16 protein-coding genes, 2 tRNA genes, 1 other RNA gene and 3 pseudogenes are annotated in these 20,094 nt (G+C 39.8%); 10 read left to right on the top strand and 12 right to left on the bottom strand.

Translation table 11 applies throughout. The annotated features are described in order from the left end of the window. Positions 1-60 precede the first annotated feature (60 nt). Both trpE and recA read right to left on the bottom strand, forming a co-directional pair. Positions 61-1,536 (bottom strand): anthranilate synthase component I, encoded by a 1,476-nt coding sequence (gene trpE, locus GY065_RS02115; RefSeq protein WP_174832914.1) that lies wholly within the window; start codon positions 1,534-1,536, stop codon positions 61-63. Positions 1,537-1,846: 310 nt separating this feature from the next. Continuing rightward, positions 1,847-2,896, bottom strand: a complete 1,050-nt coding sequence (gene recA, locus GY065_RS02110) for a recombinase RecA (protein WP_025329915.1) — start codon at positions 2,894-2,896, stop codon at positions 1,847-1,849. Between the two features lie 430 nt (positions 2,897-3,326). Here recA and GY065_RS02105 point away from each other — a divergent pair. The 3 genes and pseudogenes from GY065_RS02105 to GY065_RS02095 form a co-directional block, all read left to right on the top strand. Then, a pseudogene (locus tag GY065_RS02105) lies at positions 3,327-4,560 on the top strand (DEAD/DEAH box helicase); the annotation flags it as partial. Positions 4,561-4,858: 298 nt separating this feature from the next. After that, an RNA gene (ffs, locus tag GY065_RS02100) (signal recognition particle sRNA small type) lies at positions 4,859-4,956 on the top strand. A gap of 118 nt (positions 4,957-5,074) precedes the next feature. Further along, a complete protein-coding gene (locus GY065_RS02095) occupies positions 5,075-5,803 on the top strand; it encodes an SIMPL domain-containing protein (RefSeq protein WP_174832912.1) in 729 nt (242 codons plus the stop codon). A 105-nt stretch (positions 5,804-5,908) separates the two neighbouring features. Here GY065_RS02095 and GY065_RS02090 read toward each other — a convergent pair. Then, positions 5,909-5,983 (bottom strand) — tRNA-Glu (locus GY065_RS02090). A gap of 7 nt (positions 5,984-5,990) precedes the next feature. After that, positions 5,991-6,067 (bottom strand) — tRNA-Arg (locus GY065_RS02085). A 237-nt stretch (positions 6,068-6,304) separates the two neighbouring features. On the opposite strand from GY065_RS02085, the gene GY065_RS02080 reads away from it, so the two are divergent. After that, entirely contained in the window at positions 6,305-7,723 is a 1,419-nt protein-coding gene (locus GY065_RS02080; protein WP_174832911.1) for a 3'-5' exonuclease family protein, read from the top strand. Between the two features lie 68 nt (positions 7,724-7,791). On the opposite strand, the gene GY065_RS02075 is transcribed toward GY065_RS02080, so the two are convergent. From GY065_RS02075 to thiL, 3 genes are all read right to left on the bottom strand, one after another. Continuing rightward, positions 7,792-8,343, bottom strand: a complete 552-nt coding sequence (locus GY065_RS02075; protein WP_174832910.1) for a ZapG family protein — start codon at positions 8,341-8,343, stop codon at positions 7,792-7,794. A gap of 131 nt (positions 8,344-8,474) precedes the next feature. Beyond that, entirely contained in the window at positions 8,475-9,017 is a 543-nt protein-coding gene (locus GY065_RS02070; protein ID WP_371731926.1) for a phosphatidylglycerophosphatase A, read from the bottom strand. Continuing rightward, the gene (thiL, locus tag GY065_RS02065; protein ID WP_174832908.1) at positions 9,010-9,972 is read right to left on the bottom strand and encodes a thiamine-phosphate kinase; all 963 of its coding nucleotides are present in this window, start codon (positions 9,970-9,972) and stop codon (positions 9,010-9,012) included. Before thiL ends, GY065_RS02070 begins: the two co-directional genes overlap by 8 nt. Before the next feature lie 198 nt (positions 9,973-10,170). On the opposite strand from thiL, the gene GY065_RS02060 reads away from it, so the two are divergent. The 3 genes from GY065_RS02060 to GY065_RS02050 all read left to right on the top strand — a co-directional run bounded on the left by GY065_RS02060 (position 10,171) and on the right by GY065_RS02050 (position 14,345). Beyond that, positions 10,171-11,586, top strand: a complete 1,416-nt coding sequence (locus GY065_RS02060; protein ID WP_174832907.1) for a pyridoxal-dependent decarboxylase — start codon at positions 10,171-10,173, stop codon at positions 11,584-11,586. Positions 11,587-11,973: 387 nt separating this feature from the next. After that, positions 11,974-13,173: an ATP-grasp domain-containing protein gene (locus GY065_RS02055; protein ID WP_174832906.1), complete on the top strand. Its 1,200-nt coding sequence runs from the start codon at positions 11,974-11,976 to the stop codon at positions 13,171-13,173. Further along, entirely contained in the window at positions 13,143-14,345 is a 1,203-nt protein-coding gene (locus GY065_RS02050) for a hypothetical protein (RefSeq protein WP_174832905.1), read from the top strand. Before GY065_RS02055 ends, GY065_RS02050 begins: the two co-directional genes overlap by 31 nt. 535 nt (positions 14,346-14,880) lie before the next feature. On the opposite strand, the pseudogene GY065_RS13525 reads toward GY065_RS02050, so the two are convergent. From GY065_RS13525 to cyaY, 3 genes and pseudogenes are all read right to left on the bottom strand, one after another. Continuing rightward, positions 14,881-15,021 (bottom strand): annotated as a pseudogene (locus GY065_RS13525) (DUF4291 family protein); the annotation flags it as partial. Positions 15,022-15,121: 100 nt separating this feature from the next. Further along, entirely contained in the window at positions 15,122-16,021 is a 900-nt protein-coding gene (locus GY065_RS02040) for a LysR family transcriptional regulator (RefSeq protein ID WP_174832904.1), read from the bottom strand. 22 nt (positions 16,022-16,043) lie between these two features. After that, positions 16,044-16,367, bottom strand: coding sequence for an iron donor protein CyaY (gene cyaY, locus GY065_RS02035; protein WP_078474527.1), 324 nt, complete (start codon positions 16,365-16,367; stop codon positions 16,044-16,046). 132 nt (positions 16,368-16,499) lie between these two features. Between cyaY and GY065_RS02030 the strand changes: the two genes are divergently transcribed. The 3 genes from GY065_RS02030 (at position 16,500) to GY065_RS02020 (ending at position 19,345) form a co-directional block, all read left to right on the top strand. Further along, entirely contained in the window at positions 16,500-16,670 is a 171-nt protein-coding gene (locus GY065_RS02030; protein WP_078474526.1) for a lipoprotein, read from the top strand. After that, positions 16,663-17,889 carry a diaminopimelate decarboxylase gene (lysA, locus tag GY065_RS02025; protein WP_174832903.1) on the top strand — a complete coding sequence of 409 codons (1,227 nt, stop codon included), beginning with the start codon at positions 16,663-16,665 and terminating at the stop codon, positions 17,887-17,889. The genes GY065_RS02030 and lysA overlap by 8 nt, the downstream gene beginning before the upstream one ends. A gap of 259 nt (positions 17,890-18,148) precedes the next feature. Beyond that, complete coding sequence (locus tag GY065_RS02020; protein ID WP_174832902.1) at positions 18,149-19,345, top strand: PLP-dependent aminotransferase family protein; 1,197 nt, start codon at positions 18,149-18,151, stop codon at positions 19,343-19,345. A gap of 293 nt (positions 19,346-19,638) precedes the next feature. Here the strand turns inward: GY065_RS02020 and rpsJ are convergent, their stop codons facing one another. Continuing rightward, positions 19,639-19,950, bottom strand: a complete 312-nt coding sequence (rpsJ, locus tag GY065_RS02015) for a 30S ribosomal protein S10 (protein WP_025329903.1) — start codon at positions 19,948-19,950, stop codon at positions 19,639-19,641. 17 nt (positions 19,951-19,967) lie between these two features. Continuing rightward, positions 19,968-20,094 (bottom strand): annotated as a pseudogene (gene tuf / locus GY065_RS02010) (elongation factor Tu); the annotation flags it as partial.

Below are 20,094 nucleotides of genomic sequence, written 5' to 3'. Positions count from 1 at the left end.
AATAGTTATAAATAATAGCGCATCAACCATAGTTTATTGTAAGTGACTAATTATCTGCTTTTACTTATCCAGACCTTGCTGCACCATATGCGCTGCTCTGATTACTGCTCTGGCTTTATTTTGAGTTTCCTGCCATTCCAGCTCTTCATCTGAATCAAAGACGATACCGCCACCACTTTGTACATATAGTGTATTGTTTCTGACAACACCAGTACGAATAGCGATACATAAATCCATATCTCCGGAAAAACTCAGATAACCGGCTGCTCCGCCATAAACACCGCGTTTGTTTGGCTCCAGTTCTTCGATGATTTCCAGAGCACGCACTTTTGGTGCGCCTGAAAGCGTACCAGCCGGAAAGGTGGAAGCCAGTACATCCAGATTCGATGTTCCATCCTGTAATTCACCTTCAACATTGGATACCAGATGCATTACATGAGAATAGCGTTCGATAATCATTTTATCGGTAACTTTTACCTGACCGATTTTACTAATGCGTCCGACATCATTGCGTCCAAGATCAATTAACATGACATGCTCGGCCACTTCTTTGGGATCATTTATCAGATCCTGTGCCAGTGCCTGATCTTCGTCTGGTGTTCTGCCCCGAGGACGCGTTCCGGCAATAGGACGTACTGTAACGCTGCTTTGTTCACGTCTTACCAGAATTTCCGGAGAAGACCCCACCACATAGAAGTCGTCAAAATGATAATAAAATAAATAAGGGGAAGGATTCAAAGTACGCAGAGCACGGTACAGACTCAATGGATTATCGTAAAAAGGCATGCTGAGGCGCTGACTGGGGACAACCTGCATACAATCGCCATTGAGAATGTACTCTTTCACCCGTTTAACATAATTTTTATATTGTTCTTCGCCAGTTTCAGCCACTGGCTCAGTTAATTCACTGCCAAGTGACAATGGCAACTGCACACTCTGACGCAGTGCGGTGCGTAACTCTTCTAAACGTGCTCTGGCCTGCTGATAACCATCTTTTTTACTGGTATCGGCATAAACAATCAGATAAATTTTGCCTGATAAATTATCCACAACCGCCAGCTCTAAGGAAAGCAGCAGAAAAATATCAGGCACACCAATCGGATTAGGTTTGTCTGCCTGCTTCAGCCGGTGGGCTATCTGTTCAAAATGATAAATGGTTTCATATCCGAAATAACCTACCAATCCCCCTGTAAATCTTGGCAAGTCAGGAATATCAGGAGTTTTATATCTGTTCTGAAATGTTTTAATGAATTCCAGCGGATTACCCTGATGCGTTTCTGTTAGCTGATTTTTCTGGTATACCCTTGTGTTTTGTCCGGATATTTTAATATAGGTATCACAGGGCAAACCGATAAAAGAATATCGACCAAAACGCTCACCATTTACTACCGACTCCAGCAAATAGCTGAATGGTTTATTTGCCAGTTTCAGGTAAAGTGATAATGGTGTATCCATATCTGCCAGCACTTCCTGTACTAATGGAATATGAGTATAGCCGGCAGTCATTTGTTGCTGATATTCAGCTAAAGTGATCATGATTTATGCTTGGTGTTGTTTAAAAGGTGTGGTTTCTGATTGGAAATTTTTACAAATAGTACTATTTTCCCTTTCAACATCATAACTTAAATCCGCTTTAAAAGCATTTATCAGATGCATATCTGAAGTAATGGAATGGTCTCTAACTCTGCAACTCATTTCCGTATTATCAATGGTATTGCTTATTCCATACGCAATTACCTTCCTTTGAACTATATACTATCCAGAATTTTCCAGTCGATTTTTAACTCATATAAGGTAATAAAAAAGCTGCTTAGTGTAGCTAAGCAGCTTTTTAAAACAGACCCGTTTAGTCTTCGGCAGGCATTTCACCATCAGTATCATCCAACTGCCCTTCGGTATTCTGAGCAGTGATGCCTACTTTATTGCGAATTTTAAGATTAATTTCGTCGGCTATTTCCTGATTATCTTTCAACCATTGACGTACATTGTCTTTACCCTGACCTATTTTGCTGCCATTGTAGCTGTACCATGCACCTGATTTTTCAACAATGCCTAGCTTAACGCCGATATCAATCAACTCACCTTCCCAGCTGATACCTTCACCATACAAAATATCGAACTCAGCCTGTTTAAATGGCGGAGCTACTTTGTTTTTGATTACTTTAACGCGTGTTTCATTACCAATAACATCATCACCTTTTTTAATCTGGCCGATTTTACGGATATCCAGACGTACAGATGAGTAGAATTTCAGTGCATTACCACCAGTAGTGGTTTCAGGATTACCAAACATGACACCGATTTTCATACGAATCTGATTAATGAAAATAACCAGAGTATTGGTTTTTTTGATGTTACCAGTGAGTTTACGCAAAGCCTGACTCATCAGACGGGCCTGCAAGCCGACATGACTGTCACCCATTTCGCCCTCAATTTCAGCCTTGGGTACCAGAGCTGCAACCGAGTCAACAACAACCATGTCCACCCCGCCACTGCGAACCAGCATGTCACAAATTTCCAGAGCCTGTTCGCCGGTGTCAGGTTGTGATACCAGTAATTCTTCAACTTTTACCCCAAGTTTACGGGCGTAAATCGGGTCAAAGGCATTCTCGGCATCAATAAAAGCACATACACCACCATCTTTCTGACACTGTGCTATGGCTTCCAGACACAGCGTGGTTTTACCGGAAGATTCCGGTCCGTAGATTTCTACGATACGACCACGTGGTAAACCACCTACACCCAGAGCCAGATCCAGTCCGAGTGAACCGGTAGAGATTACTTCGAGATTTTCATCGGTATGGCTGCCATCCATTTTCATGATGGAACCTTTACCAAAATTCTTTTCTATCTGCGCCAGTGCCGCAGCCAAAGCCTTGCTTTTTTCATCTGACATATTGATATGCTCACTTGTACTGTATGATTAACTTAATAAAGTTAATTATCTCATAAGCCTATGATTAGATGTTTAGCAAAAGCTTATTTATGCTATCTATTTGAATTATACGATTTTGTTATCTGTTACTTAATAGCTGAATGCCCGTCTGCAAAAGGTTATACAAAGCTGTAATGACTTCATTCAAATGCTAATTTACGAATTTTTATTTAATTTTAGCCAGATAGCAGTCAGGTTTATAACGGGTTGATAAAGATGATACACTATTGGTTTACATTAGTGACTATTTTGTCACAATAACCATAACATCAATGATTACCATCTGCCGTTATGGTGCTTTTCTAAAAATAATGATATTTGAACAGTCATCTATTCTATCCAATTCGTAACAGTTGTATGTATTTGCAGACAACAACTGGAGGTTGTCAAAATGAATGCTTTTGCCAGCCTGGGTTTATCTCAGGAAATTGTTTCTGCGCTAACAGAACAAGGTTATCACGAACCTACACCTATACAGTATGCGGCTATTCCGAAAGCGCTGGCAGGTATGGATTTACTTGCTGCCGCACAAACAGGTACAGGAAAAACTGCAGCCTTTATGCTGCCCAGTCTGGAAAGGCTGAAACGCTATGCTAATACCAGTACATCTCCGGCAATGCATCCTGTGCGTATGCTGGTACTGACGCCAACCCGTGAGCTGGCTGACCAGATTGATCAGAATGTACAGGGTTATCTGAAAAATCTTTCTTTACGCCAGACTGTGCTGTTTGGCGGGATGAATATGGAGATTCAGAAACAGGATTTACGTCAGGGCTGCGAGATTGTTATTGCCACAGTAGGACGTTTGCTTGACCACGTACAACAAAAAAATATCCAGCTAAACAAAGTAGAAATTGTGGTTCTGGATGAAGCAGACCGAATGCTCGATATGGGCTTTATTGACGATATCCGCAAAATCATGCAAATGCTACCATCACAGCGTCAGACTTTACTGTTTTCAGCAACTTTTGCACCGGCCATTCAGCGGCTCGCTCAGGATTTTATGCATAATCCGGAAAAAATTCAGGTAGCGGCACAAAATACCACTTCTGCCAATGTGGAACAGCATATTATTGCACTGGATAACGGACGCAAGCGTTCACTTCTGCAGCGGCTGATTTGTGATCTGAACATGAATCAGGTAATTGTATTCTGTAATACTAAGCAAAGTGTTGATCAGGTTAATCGCGAATTGAACCGCCGCGGGATAAGTGCACAAGCCATTCATGGCGATAAATCCCAGCAAACACGTCTGGAAACACTGGCACAATTCAAGGAAGGCAGTTTGCGTGTTCTGGTGGCCACGGATGTAGCGGCACGCGGTCTGGATATTGCTGAACTTCCGTTTGTCATCAATTATGAGCTACCTTTGAATGCCGAAGATTATGTACATCGTATCGGACGTACCGGTCGTGCCGGCGCTGAAGGGGTAGCTATTTCCCTGATGGATGAACAGGAACAAAAAGTATTTAATGCAATAAAAGAATTAACTCAGAATAACCTGCAAATTGAACGCATTGAAGGCTTTGAACCGCGCTGGTGGGAACAGGCACCCGCTGAAAATAAAGCGTCACAGACTTCTTCGGTTAAAGTTGAGAGTGATAAACCGCGTCATCGCGAACGAGCGGCTAAAGCCAATCAGCTTAATGCAAATAATCAGACAAGCAGAACTCAGGATAGTAATGACGTAAGTGTCAGCTGTCAGCAAATTCCGGGACGTGCGCGCCGTTTCAGCCGTCATAATCATCCGCAATGCGCTCTGCTTCAACCGGATTATGGTGTACGTAAAACCAAAATCAGCCTTTAATTTTTGCGATTAATTATTTGAAATAGCTATTGTTTTAACAATAGCTATTTTTGTTTGTATTAAAATTAAGAAAATAGTTGGGAATTAGTCTAACTACCGGTATAATACCGCGCTGTGGCGGGTCTCCCCGCATGGTTATTTAGGACAACGGGTCAGGTGCGGAAGCAAGCAGCCCATCTTAAAGCGACCAGTGCCGGGGGTTTGGCTCGCCACCCTTATTTCTAAATTTTCTGTATATTCTTCATCTTTTCCCATTATTATCAAATAATTATTGTATTTAATCTGTCACCTTGCTAATCTGCTTTAATTATATTGTGACAAAGGTTTGTACAATGAACAGCCGCTTTATTTCATATATCATCATAGTATTACTATCTGTATATCCAACAAGTAGCAGTCTGGCAGAAGAAATAAAATTAAATTATGGTGTAGTGGAGCTGAGTGCACAGGCGTCGCAAACCGTTACCCGGGATGAAATGGTGCTGGTATTAAAGATTCAGCAACAGGGAGCGGACAGACAACAGATCAGCAATAAAGCTACCAGTCAACTGAATCAGATTCTGGCTAATGCACACCGGCATGCTGATTTTAATACCACACAATTAACGCGTGCGGTTGAGCCAAGATTTGATTATCAAAAAGATAAACGCATCGATAATGGCTGGCAGGACAGTGCTCTGATACAGATTAAAAGTACAAATTTAGCGGCTTTAAATCAGTTCGCTGCTACAGTACAGCGTCTGGCAACCATTGAAGCTATAAATTATCAGGTTGCGGATACAACACTGAAAAACTATGAAACAAAATTAACCCGACAGGCCATTGCCCGTTTTCAGGAGCGTGCAACACAAATTACTCATGAACTAGGTGGTCATGGATACAAAATAGTGAATATAAATTTAGGCAATAGCCAGCCTACCCAGAATTATGCAGCCTATGCTCAACCTATGATGCTAAGCCGTACAGCCGGCTCTGCTCCGGTTCAGGATATTGCAGCCGGTGAAACTCGCCTCACATTAAACATTAATGGAAAAATTCAGATAACCGGACTACCTGAATAAAAAACCAGTCACTCTTACTTAAATTAGTTTAATAAATTTATGAATTCTGAACAGAAATCTGGATAAAAGAAAAGCTAGCTTAAAAAGCTAGCTTTTCTTATTAACTGGCACGCCCACGGGGAATCGAACCCCGGTTACCGCCGTGAAAGGGCGATGTCCTAACCGCTAGACGATGGGCGCGGAAACTTGGTGCACCCGGAGCGATTCGAACGCCCGACCCTCTGGTTCGTAGCCAGATACTCTATCCAACTGAGCTACGGGTGCGAGAAAGATGTGCAGTATAGGTAACATCGGCATTACTGTCAAGACCAGTCATAATTAAAAAATAGCAATATTAAGCAATATACTGTTTTATCGACAGATAAATTCATATTTAAATTCTGAAGACCTGTATAGATAGTGTTTATATAAATTCATTAAACTTCTTAGTATAAAGGCATTATTCCATAACCTGCATTTTAGTATAAAATGACTATTTTTTAAGCGTTAATTATTTGCGTCATGAGCATTGTTACCAACGATGACGCCGCTGCATTTGCCGAGCTGGCAGCGGTTTTTTGTACGCTGCCTCTGCCTGTTGCCATAGTCGATCTTGAAACCACCGGTGGCCATTTCGCTCAGGACCGGATTACTGAAATCGCTATTTTACGTTTTCATCAAGGTTGTATCAGCCGACATCAATGGCTGGTTAATCCGCAGCAACCCATCAGCGATTTTATTACTAAGTTAACAGGTATCAGCAACGAAATGGTGCAGGATGCACTGAGCTTTACCGACATTGCAGGTGAGCTTCTACCTTTACTGCGCGGGCACCTTCTGGTCGCACATAATAGTCGCTTTGATTACACTTTTTTGCGTCATGCTTTTGCACGCAATAATATTAATTTTGCAGCACCAACACTTGATACGGTCCCCTTTTCACGCAAATTATACCCGCAGCATTTTAAACATAATCTCGATGCCATTATTGCACGTTTCGAGATTGATCTGAATGCAGCCGACCGCCATCGTGCCATGGGTGACGTTCTTGCTTTAACTGAGTTTTTACAGCGCAGCTTGCGTGAGCATGATAATGCCCTTTGGCAGTCTCAGTGGCGGGCAATGATTAAACCGGGTTATTTCCCTGCATGGCTTAAACCTGAATTACGTCAGCAATTATATGCCCTGCCAGACAGCTCCGGGCTTCTGTTACAACATTCTCCGAATCAGCCTGAATCTTTAATGATAGTGGAACGGGCTTTTACCGATATATGTATACAATTTCAGCGCCAAAATACACAAAGCTACTGGAAAAATACTACAGAAATTAATTTTATTCCCGCAGTCAGCTCTTTGCATGCATTATGGCTATATGGTTACTATCAGTTACACCCACAAACACAGACACATTTATCCAAATCTTCCTCACCAGCTAACTGGTATACGGTTTCTTTTGTAGCCAATCAGCGCGGACAATTACAAGCAAGAATTATTCGGCTACAGGAAGGAATATTGCAACATCCGCCTTATGGATTATTTGCTCATCCGCGTGCAGCAAAACGTGCATTATCTGACTGGGCACGCCGCTATGATCTGTGCCCAGCGGTACTGGATATTCTGCCGCAAAGCATCAGCACTCATGAGCCTTGTCCGAAACAGGCTGCTCATTTATGTGATGGTCACTGCCGTAGAGAAACAGCTATGGATGAACAAAATGACAAAGTTATGCAATATGCGCCATTGCTACCGGTTTGCGACTGGGGCAAATGGCATCAGATACATGTTACTGAAACAGATGCCGTAACTGATACGAATGTGACGATTGAGGCTCAGGCAGGCTGTATCCGGCTGGATGACCAGCACTGGTATTTTCATCCTCTTTTACCTAAACTACTTAAACAGAGATTGAAAAAACCGGAAAATATCGAATTTATACGCTAATTAAAATAAAAATCAGGCTGTAGCAAAAATTTTGCTACAGCCTGATTTTTTAATGCATTAAACCCTAATCAGGATTTACTCTGTTGTAAATCAACTGATTTTTGTGTTAATCCACTGTCACGTGTAATATTTTTGCTTTTAGGATGTGTCAGCTGCTCGTGGCTATGTATCACGTTAGGACCGATACGATCAGGTACCTGATCCGGCATGCCGTTAATTGGGATAACGGCCGCTTGCATCACATCAGTATAAGGCAAGGTCGAATCCGCATCTGTTTGCGGATTTTTATTTTCTGAGCTGGTCATAAATGCCAAAGTGACACTTTTATCAGCACGTTTCTGTAGCAGTTCCTGCAAAGTATGTTTTTCCATCAATTGCTTTGCATCAATATTGAGTTGTTGCAATACTTTTTCATAGCAGCGGTTTAACTCATCTACAGCACTGGCAGTATGAATAAAATGCTGGTCTACCTGCTGACGATAACTGTCAAAGCTGGCTTTAACTGACTGATATTGCTGATTCTGACTACTGCGCCGCAATAACAGCCACATCAGCCCCATACCAAGCACCAAACCGATTATGGCAGCAATTAATACATACAACCAAATCTGACCACTCATGCTGTTTTCCTTTTCCTGTTGAATATCATATCTGACATCAGCCCCATGCAGATTACTTTATCATTATGGTTAGCATAGCATAACGCATTCCAGATTATTATTGATTAAAGATTTAACTGTTTTATGCAATTTTATCTGAATATATTCAAAACTGAATCATAAGATGATACACAGTATCCGGCCAGTAATAACACCAGTAAACTAAAAATTGCTGCAATCAAATCGTCCAGCATAATACCGAACCCGCCGTGTACCCGGGCGTCAAACCAACGAATAGGCCATGGTTTTACAGCATCGAAGAAACGGAAAATAACAAAAGCAGCCAGCCACCATATCCAGCCTGCCGGGATACAAAATAAAATCAGCATCATAGCAGCAATTTCATCCCAGACGATGCCTCCATAATCCTGCCGGCGCAATGCTTGTTCAGTATAATCACAAATAAATATACCAATCAGAAACAGCAACAAAGCAAAAATGATATTTAGCCACAGGGGTAATCCCAGCATAAGCCATAATGCAGCCAATGGAATGGCTGGTAGCGTACCGAATGTACCGGGTGCTTTTGGCGCTAATCCCGTACCAAAACCAAAACCCAGCCAGCATACCGGATGCCGGCACAACCAGCGCCAGGTTGGTGTTACCGGTGCAGTAGTCAAATCTTGTTCAGCCAAAATGGTCAAATCCTTGTTTAGATAAGCTGATAATATTGCCCGCATTATCTTTTAACTGCAATAGTCCTGATGCAGTAATAGCACCAATCCGTGTTACTGGTGTAACAGTAGTCTGAGCTGCTGTTAAAATTGCTTCACGTTGTACAGGAGATGCAGTAAACACCAGTTCATAATCATCACCTCCAGCCAGCATCCATTGCCTTAATTGCTGCTCATCATCAGATATCTGCCGTAAAGTCTGTAAGCCGGGAATAGCATCGACATTCAACTGTGCACCCACCTTACTCGCAGCCAGAATATGTCCGATATCCTGAGCCAGACCATCAGAAATATCCTGCGCAGCATGCGCAAGGGAGAGCAGCTGTCTTCCCAGTGCAACCCGTGGTTCCGGACGCAGACGTTTCTGTTCACACGTCTTATATACATCTGCGGGTAATTTTACTTTTCCCCAGTGCATATCCAATGCAGCGGCAGCCAGCCCCAACTGACCGGATACCCAGATATCATCACCGATTTTTGCGGCATCACGCCGCAAAGCCTGTCCTCTAGGTGTTTCACCAATAATATTAACATTAAATATCCAGTTACCTTTAGTGGTATCACCACCAATCAGTGTTACCCCAAAACGCGCAGCAAGAGCAAACAAAGCATCACAAAACGCTGCTAACCATTCTTTATTTAGCTCAGGCAGTGCCACACTAAGCAATACCCAGCGCGGACTGGCTCCCATAGCGGCCATATCCGACAAATTAACAGCCAGTATTTTATGCGCCAGATCCCCCGGGGCAACATCCGGAAAAAAATGTGTTCCGCCTATCAGCATATCAGTACTGAAATGCAGATCATAGCCACTACGAGGTCTTATAATAGCGGCATCATCCCCAATACCCAGAATAAGTTGCTCATCCTGCTGCTGACGATATAAATATTGACGAATAAAATCAAATTCATTCACGATAGACAAACTTTAGAATACAAATCAGATTCAGATTTTAAGATGTCTGCCTGAATCTTTCCAGAAAAGTCTATTTCCATAACCAGGCAGAGTTTATTGTCTTATCTAAAGATATCATTGCTTAGATTTAAAATAAATTTCTCCAATAATTAAAAAGTTATACAATCAATTCTAGATAAATCCATACAATAAATATATATGAATAAAACATTAAAAAACGATTTAACTGCCATCCATGAGCTTTTAGAAAATACTTTTCATCAATCTATCGACTTTCTAAACAACCTCGACAGTATGCCAACATGTTGCCAATTAACTCCGCAACAGCAAAATAGTTTGCCGCAACTAAATCTACCCGAACAAGGTTATGGCGGATTAGCGGCCTTAAATCAATTTAATACTCAGTTTAAAGAGTTTATTGTTGCTTCAGGCGGTCCCAGATATTGGGGGTATGTAACCGGAGGCAGTACACCGGCTGCAATAATAGGCGATATTCTGGCCACTATTTACGATCAGAATACTCAGGCTATCAGCGGCGAGGGGGATGTATCTGCACGTATTGAAACTCAGACAACTGATTTATTACTGGATTTATTCAATCTGCCAAGAGAATTTACCGGCGGATTTGTCACCGGCACGACCATGGCAAATTTTTCTGCGCTGGCTGTGGCCAGACAATGGTATGGCACTCAGTTTAAGCAGGATATTGCGGCTGATGGTTTAATAAATCTGTCACTGCCGGTTATATCGGCTACCCCTCATTCATCAGTATTAAAATCATTGGCTATGCTTGGTTTAGGCAGAAATAACTTAATTACCATTCCTACTCTTTCAAATCAGCGTGAAGCCATTAATGTAGCCAAATTAAAACTGTTTATTGAAGATCATTTCAAACATCAGCCATTTATTCTGGTTTTAAATGCGGGCACAGCCAATACAGCTGATTTTGATGTTATTGCGGAAATTATGGATTTGAAGCATAGCTATAACTGTTGGATACATATTGATGCCGCCTTTGGAGCATTTGCCGCCTGCTCTTCACACTATCCACATTTACTTAATGGTTGGGAAATGGCTGACAGCATTGCCATAGATTGCCATAAATGGTTAAACGTACCTTATGAAAATGCCTGCTTTTTTATACGAAAAGAGCATTTCAGCTTACAGTTTAACCAGTTTAAAAACAGCAGTGCTCCTTATCTGGAAAATCAACTGGAAAATTTTAACTTTATGAATATCTTGCCGGAAAATTCCAGAAGACTAAAAGCATTACCAGTATTGTTCAGCCTGTTAGCCTATGGCAGAGAAGGGTATCGGTATATTGTGGATAATTCTATTGAGCTGGCTCAAGAATTTGGTAACTATATACGTAAAAGCAGCCATTTTGAATTATTGGCTGAAGTACGTTTAAATATTGTCTGCTTTAAAGTTACTGCTGCATGCGATACCGCTGAATTTCTGCAAAAATTAAATAAAACCGGTCTTGTATTTATGACACCAACCACTTTTAATCATGAAAAAGGTATACGTGCAGCATTTGTCAACTGGCGAACTACCATTGAAGATGTTAAGTTAGTATGTTCATTAATTGAAAACATGATCAATAGTAAATAACTTTTAAGAAGTAAAATATTAATCATACATATTGATTAAAGCTATATAGATAGTTTTATCCTTTTTAGAATTTATAAATATTTACTCTGATTAAGTGATTATATTATTATTTTTTAAGAATTTTTTATACTATTCATTTATCAGTTTTTAGGAATACCATGACCTAATTGTTTAAAACAACTATTTGCTATGTATGAACTTTCTAGGGAATAACAGTTTTTCTCCTTTCTAAATATCTTTATAGCAATTAGTTAAAACACTCAGGATTAGAATTCATATTTCATTTTACAGAATTAGATTAATAGTTACAGTTGTTCGTAATAAATATAAAATTGTAATAATTCTTATATTTATTATTCAATTAACTTTATTTAACTATAAATAAATATGCCTAACATACTTATATTAGGAGCCAGATCACCAGCTAGCCTGACATGGGCTCGATTACTGGCTAAGGCTGGTTATCGGGTGCATATGGCTGATAGCATGAGTTATGCGTTAAGCCGTTACAGCAGATATATAGTGAGTTATACCCGTCTTCCTCTACCTAAATCTCAAACCGGTTTGTGGCTGGAGGAGCTTATAAAATTACTGACACAAGAAAAAATTCATACAATTATTCCAAATTGCGAAGAGGTATTTTATCTGGCTTCAGCCAATGACCTCATTCAACAGATTCACCCTTGCCAGCTATTCACCAGTTCCATTTCACTACTAACGCAATTACATCATAAAGGCTTTTTTGCTCAACTAACACAAAACTGGCCTGTTTCAAGTCCTGATACTCTTTTACTAACTAATCAGGCAGAGTTTACCTTATTTAAACAACAACAATTTTCCGCCGATAAACAATGGGTTTTTAAGCCAGCATTTTCACGTTTTGCTACCCAGACACTAATTTGTCCGCATACTATCAACTACAATCAGCTTCAGGCATCACCACAACAACCCTGGGTTGCACAGAAATATATATCGGGGAAAGAATACTGCAGTTACAGTATTATCAGACATGGTGAAGTGATTGCTCATAGCTGTTATCATCCAAAATACCGGATTGGTAAAGGTGCCGGAATATACTTCAATCCAGCACAACATCTTGAAATACGTGAATTTGTTGAATACTTCGCTGCGCAAACCCATTATCACGGTCAAGTGGGATTTGATTTTATTCAAGACGCGTCAGGTAAAATATTTGTACTGGAATGCAATCCCCGCGCCACAAGTGGTATTCATTTCATGACTGCTCTGTCACAGACAATACAAACTTCTATTGTCCAAACAATACTAAATCTGGACATGAATTCATCTGTCACTTTAGATGAAATGAACTTTAATTCTCCCCAAATGCATAGTTTATCTATGCTATTAACACCCCAGCAATGGCGATTTTGGAAAAACCCAACTTTCTGGCATGACTATAAAGAGGCTCAGGATATTGTATGGAAAAAAGGCGATACCCTGCCCTATTGGACACAATTTACGACTACAACAGAACTACTTTTGCGCGCTATACAACTGCATATCACCCCATTAGCAGCTACAACCGCAGATATTGAGTGGGATGGTATGCCCATCGTCTTCAATTAATTTTTTATTTCATTATGCAAAATAAACTTTCACTAAATTCATCTCAACACAGGCAGGATTTTGTAGAAGTATTATGTACACAAGGCAATCACTTTGTTAATAATGCCCCTTTTCAAGTCACCAGCACTGAGATTAATAACGAAAAAGTCCCTGTTATCTGGAATACCAGCAACAACCCGCAAACAAGCTGGATAGCGAGTTTACTCAACAGCTATGGACCTTATGCGCGCGCCGAACTGGAATTAATTCATACTCCAAAATATCTGCGACTATTTTTTGCCGGATTATCCTATATTGCACAGTTATCAATGCAGATGAGTGGCTTGGGTAGTGGCATTTTTCTGGATCACTGGTTTTTAGCGACTAATATCTATCCCAGCAATCGTACTACCAATGATATTTTGCTAGCAGTAAAAAATTTAATAAAAGAGGCTGCTGATAAAAATCTTAATAATTTACCTATTATCATCCGTTCATTGACACCAATATTTCATGCGGACATGATCAATGAGCTGCAACAAAATGGTTTCTTATTGATTCCAACACGACAAGTATGGATTGCAAGCAATCTACATGAACCCAGCTGGCGCCGGCATGCAGATGTGAAAAGGGATCTTCGTTTGGAAAAAAAATATACCTCTCAGTCGGAATGGGTGGCAGGTACAGATTTCTCTGATGATGATTTTGAACGAGCTTTATTTCTTTATAATCAACTGTACCGAAAAAAATATCCACCATATAATCCAGACTATTCTGTAGATTTCTTTAAAACAGCAGTACAGACAGGTTTTATACAATTTTATGGTTTACGGTTAGTGAACCACTCAGACACTTCATCAAAAAATCCTTTAAGCGGGTTTGTTGGTCTTACTCGACGTGAAAATCAATTTGCAACTCTCATACTCGGATATGATTTGGAGCTGCCCATACAATATGGACTTTATCGTCGATTGATGCTGAAAGCTTTTTTAGAAACGGAAAAACATCGCGGTATATTGCACTGTAGTGCTGGCGCAGGAAATTTTAAAGCACAACGAGGTGCTCAGTTTTATCCTGAATTCGCTGCTATATGGATGCAGCATTTGCCGGGCTACCGTCAGAGCATATTTAAAACTTTGAATAAGATCATTAATACTTTTATTACTCCTTATGCAACTAAAAAACAGTTTTAACTCAACCAAATCACCTTCTGAAACTGTTAAAACAGACGACGCTACTTTAATTATAGATCGGATCGTTTGCAGACCTCGCTCATGCGAAAAATTTTGCAGTTAAAAGAGCGGGAGAAGCTAAAGTATATTTTTTGACGTATCTGAATAGATGGGAAATTGGATTAAAAGTACTTCTATTGTTTAAACAGAATATAAAAAATCGACTAAATTTAGGCAGTTTAACAGCTAAGGATGAATATGATGATAATAAAACTCAAGAATTTCCAGATTGATTCATATACTTTTCAAATTTTATATAATATTTAAAAGATGAAGCACAACATTCAAAAGACGATATTTATAATTCTAAGTTAATTCTAGAAATATTATGGAATAGCAGGAATTACCTGCAATAGCAAGTTGTGATTTTGAAGAAAAATTACCCAAAATTGGTAGTTATAAAAATTTAGATATTCCCTGGTAATCTAAAATATATATTTATTAAAATAATTTTTACATGAAAATTAGCTAAAGAAATATCAATTCATTTTAATTGCTAAAATATATTTTTGTCCTTCTTTCTCTGCCCATCTGATGGGTACATCATCCATAAAAAAGGTTTAAACCAAGTCATTCTTTCAGCTTTAAAGAGCGGATGTACAAAAATCTGAGCATCTAAAGCCGGTAAAGTAATTTCTTTCCTGTATGCCTAATATACTGTTATTATTTCTTTATCAAAAATCTTTTATTTCTTTTTCTTTCATAGAATATCTATATAAATAAAATTCAACTGTAAATTAAGGCAACAGACCGCTTAACTCTCCCAGAAACCAGTTTACCCGTGGATCAGGCGTAGGACGGGTAACAGCAAAATGATTTATTATATTAGTCGCCTGCTGTGCCAGTAATGGCACCAGTTCACCTGTACGAACATAAGGCTCAGCCATATCTTGTGATAAAAAACCAAGATGGCTGCCTGCAAGAATAAACAATAATGTTGCCCGCTCTTTATCTGCAGTAGCCGTAGTTACTCCGGCAGAAAAGCCGGCATTAGCCGGAAAATCAGCATAGGTACGTTTTACCCAATGATATTCTTCAGCAAGCTGATTTAACGTTAAATCCTTAACTTTTGCAGCCGGATGTTCTGCATGACAATAAACATGCTCACGCTGCTCGAAAACTATCTGATATTGCAAATTTTTCAGCAGACTATAGTAATAGCCAATACCAAAATCCATCTGATTATTGGCAATAGCGGTTTCGATATCATGTGGCGCACAAATATCAATAGTCAAACGCAGCTCCGGATAATGCTGATAGGCACTGGCAATGACCTGATTAAAAATACGCTGAAAATCAGGTGGTAAATACTCAACTAAGCCAATTCGCAACTTACCGGAAAGCACAGAACGATGCCATTTAATATTCTGTACTTCCCGATGAAACTCAGATGTTGCCTGTAAAAGTAATGTACAAGCTTCATATAATTGATGTCCGGCTTTAGTCAGCCCAAAACCCGAACGACCGCGCCGGCATAATATCACGCCCAGACTTTCTTCCAGATGCGCCAAATGCATACTGATTGCCGATTGTGACATATTCAGCCGTTTCTGTGCAGCAGTCACACCCTGACATTCAACAATGGCCACAAATGCCTGTAAAGCCTTCAAATCATGTTTAATCAAGGTATGCAACATCACTATTTCCCCATATCAGAAATCAGCTCAAAACCGGAATAGATACGTCATCATCACAGGCGGCAGACAGCACCTGATTTAAGACCGCAAAAAATTCACTGCCATCCCGTGCTGAAAGCCATTGACCGTTCTTGCAGGCAAAATGATAACCGCCACTTTTTGCCGCTATCCATAATTCCTGAGTGGCAGCATGCCGGTTTACAATAATCTGCTCTCCGCTTTCCGCTTCAATTGTGAGTACATTTCCGCCAGCTTCACAATCGAGATCCCAACCGCCTTCATCTATTTTTTCCTCAATATAGCCAAACAAATCATCACTATATTGCAAAAATTCACTTTCGGTCATCTTACTTACCATACCCCTGCATTTTATTACATTCAAACTGTTATCTTGCCATATAATATGTTTAAATCCTAGTTTTATCCGTTCTGGCAGTACAGCTGTTCACTGCCAGCTTAACTACAATAGGTCAGATTAATGTTTCGTTTCTTCTTTTTAACTGTAATTGCAACCAGTTGTTTAGCGGCCTGTGGTTATAAAGGTGATCTTTATTTGCCAAAAGAGGGAGATAAAGCTAAATACGGACCTGTACAAACCGGACTGACTATTGATCCGATTGATCAGAAAAATTTACCTAAACATGACTAATTCCCTGAAATGTGAACAAGTACCCTACTCTGTACTGGCTGCACAGTATGGTACACCATTATATGTTTATAGCCAGAAAGCAATGACAGATGCTTTTAATCTTTATCAGCAGGCTTTTGCCGATTTAAAACCTTTAATATGTTACGCAGTCAAAGCCAATGGAAATTTATCTATTCTGCGCTATTTTGCCAGTCTGGGCTGTGGTTTTGATATCGTTTCAGGCGGGGAATTAGAACGGGTGTTACTGGCTGGCGGAGCTGCCGACAAGGTCATCTTTTCCGGGGTGGGCAAAAGCAGTGCTGAAATTGAATTTGCCCTGAAAAACAATATTCGCTGTTTTAATGTTGAATCACTGGCTGAGCTGGAACGTATTAATAGTATTGCCCAGCGTCTGAATAAAATTGCTCCGGTATCATTGCGTATTAATCCTGATGTTGATGCTCATACCCATCCGTATATTTCTACTGGGTTAAAAGCCAATAAATTCGGAATTGCCAGTCAGGATGCATTAACAGCATATCAGCTTGCGGCTACATTACCGCACTTAAAAATTACAGGAATTGACTGCCATATTGGATCACAACTCACTGATTTATCACCCTTAATCGAAGCATTACAACGATTATTGGTACTAGTAGACAAACTAGACGAACTGGGAATTCAGATAGAGCATATTGATTTGGGTGGTGGCATAGGTATTGTTTATCAAAACGAAAATGTGCCTGATCTGAATGCTTATGCAGCAGCAGTCAGCAAATTGTTATCCGGGCGTAATCTGCCATTAATACTCGAGCCCGGGCGCAGTCTGATTGGTAATACCGGCAGTTTGCTCACTACAGTTGAATACATTAAACAAGGTGAAGAAAAGAACTTTGTGATTGTTGATGCGGCCATGAATGATCTGATGCGGCCTTCACTATATCAGGCCTATCACAACATTATTAACGCCATTCCGACAACAGCAGATAAATTTGTTGCTGATGTCGTCGGACCAATTTGCGAAACCGGAGATTTTCTGGCTAAAGACCGAACCATTGCAGCTAAAGCAGGTGATTTATTGTTAATACAAAGTGCTGGGGCATATGCTTCCAGTATGGCAAGTAACTATAACACTCGCTGTCGTGCCGCTGAGGTATTGGTTAATGGTACAGAACATCATCTGATTCGAGAGCGAGAAACAATTGACAGTCTGTTGGCTACCGAAACAGCATGCTTATGAATAACCCATACTTATTGTAATAATGAAGTACAAGTATAGCGTTATCTGTCAGTATTTTTGCACAGATGCTATACTAATTTTATGTTATTCATCGAAAAGCTTTTCAGATATTAAATATTCTACGGCTGATATTACGCTTTATAAGTACGATATAAAATTCGTTGCATTATCCAAACCACAATTAAAAATTAATTTTAAAATCAAATAAGATAAATATATTTTAACAATTAAGCAAATATCATCTAAAAAGGTCAGATTTATGCCCTGGAAATTTTCCCGACGTGCACAAAATTTAAAAAGCTCAACCATCAGAGAAATCCTTAAAGTCACCGAACAAGCAGATGTTATTTCATTTGCTGGCGGCTTACCGGCACCAGATACATTTCCATTATCAGAAATCAAAGATGCAGCTAATGCCTTACTGGAAAACCAGGATATTTATGGTGCACTACAATATGGACCAAGTGAAGGCTATACACCTTTACGGCAATGGATAGCAAATTATTTATCTGAACGTGATCATGTATCTGTCAGTAGTGATGAAGTTCTGATAGTAACTGGTTCACAGCAGGCATTGGATTTAATCGGGAAAGCACTAATTGATACTAACGATAAAGTACTGGTAGAAACTCCGACTTATCTTGGGGCATTACAATCCTTTAATCAATACAATCCCGAATATATAGCTATTGCCAGTGATAATGAAGGCTTAATTCCTGAAACTATTGATAATGAACTGGCAAGCTCTGCAAAATTTCTATATAGCATTCCAAACTTTCAAAACCCTACCGGACGTCGGTTACCATTACACCGGCGACAGGCTTTAGCCGCAAAAGCAAAACAGAATAATTTATTGCTGATTGAAGATGACCCTTATGGCGATTTGGATTATCAGGGTCAGCGCCTGCCTGCTTTATATACGCTGGCACCAGAAAATACTGTTTATTTAGGTTCTTTTTCCAAAATTTTAGCGCCGGGGCTCCGCTTAGGATATCTGGTTGCGAATAAACAATTCATCAGTAAACTGCTTCCGCTAAAACAAGCTTCTGATTTACATACCCCTAGCCTGACCCAGTACATTGCTTATCAGGTTCTTAGTAAAAATAATTTTCTCAATCATCATATTCCAAAAATCCGCCAGCTATATAATGCCCGCTGCCAGTATATGTTGCAATCATTAGCACAGTATATGCCTAACGAAATTAGCTGGAATCAACCTGAAGGAGGTATGTTTATCTGGGTTGAATTACCTGAATATATTAATGCTACTGAATTACTCAAAGAAGCCATTGCTCAGAAAATAGTTTTTGCTCCCGGTGAAACTTTCTATGTACACAGTGAAAAAAATAATTGTTTAAGGCTGGCTTTTGTAACTGTTTCAGAAGAAAAAATTGATACAGGGATAAAAAAAATGGCAGATATAATTAAACATCACATTCAACAACAATTGCTGTGAAATATTAACAAACTGCATCAATCTGTTTTTCCACCACAGCCAATACCTAGTATGGTATTGGTTTTTTTATGGCTTAAACTATTAACTAAATACTCTGCACACCAATTGAAACTGGCTAATAAATTCTGCATTAATGGTAGAATCATTAACCGCAAAATATCCACCTCACCTGTCACAGCACAGATTTTGCCTAAAATTCTGGATTGGTTATTCTAACCTGTTCAATTAGCCGAATTAAGAATAAATAAAAAACGGACTGGATAATATCCAGTCCGTTTTAGTAATTCAATTAATTATTGAACTTTAATTTCAACATCAACACCAGCTGGCAAGTCCAGTTTCATCAATGCATCAGTGGTCTTATCAGTCCAGTCGATAATGTCCATCAGACGCAGATGAGTACGAATTTCCAACTGTTCACGTGAAGTTTTATTCACGTGAGGAGAACGCAGCAGATTAAAACGTTCGATTTTGGTTGGCAGAGGAATCGGACCTTTTACCACAGCGCCAGTACGTTTGGCAGTGTCTACGATTTCCTGTGCAGAACGATCAATTAGAGCGTAGTCATAAGCTTTCAGACGAATACGGATTTTCTGGTTTTTCATATCTATATTCTTCCTGATTAAGCGATAACTTTAGCAACCACACCGGCACCAACTGTTCGGCCACCTTCACGAATCGCAAAGCGTAAGCCTTCTTCCATCGCAATCGGATGAATCAGTTCTACGTCTATCGTTACATTCTCTCCC

Origin of the sequence: Snodgrassella sp. ESL0323 (genome assembly GCF_013346865.1) — a bacterium.
Classification (GTDB): domain Bacteria; phylum Pseudomonadota; class Gammaproteobacteria; order Burkholderiales; family Neisseriaceae; genus Snodgrassella; species Snodgrassella alvi.
This window is presented reverse-complemented; position numbering and strand designations above follow the sequence as displayed.

Excerpts from the sequence above, each read along its gene's own strand:
- trpE (WP_174832914.1), bottom strand. The coding sequence starts at position 1,536 with ATGATCACTTTAGCTGAATATCAGCAACAAATGACTGCCGGCTATACT.
- recA (WP_025329915.1), bottom strand. The coding sequence starts at position 2,896 with ATGTCAGATGAAAAAAGCAAGGCTTTGGCTGCGGCACTGGCGCAGATA.
- GY065_RS02095 (WP_174832912.1), top strand. The coding sequence starts at position 5,075 with ATGAACAGCCGCTTTATTTCATATATCATCATAGTATTACTATCTGTA.
- GY065_RS02080 (WP_174832911.1), top strand. The coding sequence starts at position 6,305 with ATGAGCATTGTTACCAACGATGACGCCGCTGCATTTGCCGAGCTGGCA.
- GY065_RS02075 (WP_174832910.1), bottom strand. The coding sequence starts at position 8,343 with ATGAGTGGTCAGATTTGGTTGTATGTATTAATTGCTGCCATAATCGGT.
- GY065_RS02060 (WP_174832907.1), top strand. The coding sequence starts at position 10,171 with ATGAATAAAACATTAAAAAACGATTTAACTGCCATCCATGAGCTTTTA.
- GY065_RS02055 (WP_174832906.1), top strand. The coding sequence starts at position 11,974 with ATGCCTAACATACTTATATTAGGAGCCAGATCACCAGCTAGCCTGACA.
- GY065_RS02040 (WP_174832904.1), bottom strand. The coding sequence starts at position 16,021 with ATGTTGCATACCTTGATTAAACATGATTTGAAGGCTTTACAGGCATTT.
- cyaY (WP_078474527.1), bottom strand. The coding sequence starts at position 16,367 with ATGACCGAAAGTGAATTTTTGCAATATAGTGATGATTTGTTTGGCTAT.
- GY065_RS02030 (WP_078474526.1), top strand. The coding sequence starts at position 16,500 with ATGTTTCGTTTCTTCTTTTTAACTGTAATTGCAACCAGTTGTTTAGCG.
- lysA (WP_174832903.1), top strand. The coding sequence starts at position 16,663 with ATGACTAATTCCCTGAAATGTGAACAAGTACCCTACTCTGTACTGGCT.
- GY065_RS02020 (WP_174832902.1), top strand. The coding sequence starts at position 18,149 with ATGCCCTGGAAATTTTCCCGACGTGCACAAAATTTAAAAAGCTCAACC.
- rpsJ (WP_025329903.1), bottom strand. The coding sequence starts at position 19,950 with ATGAAAAACCAGAAAATCCGTATTCGTCTGAAAGCTTATGACTACGCT.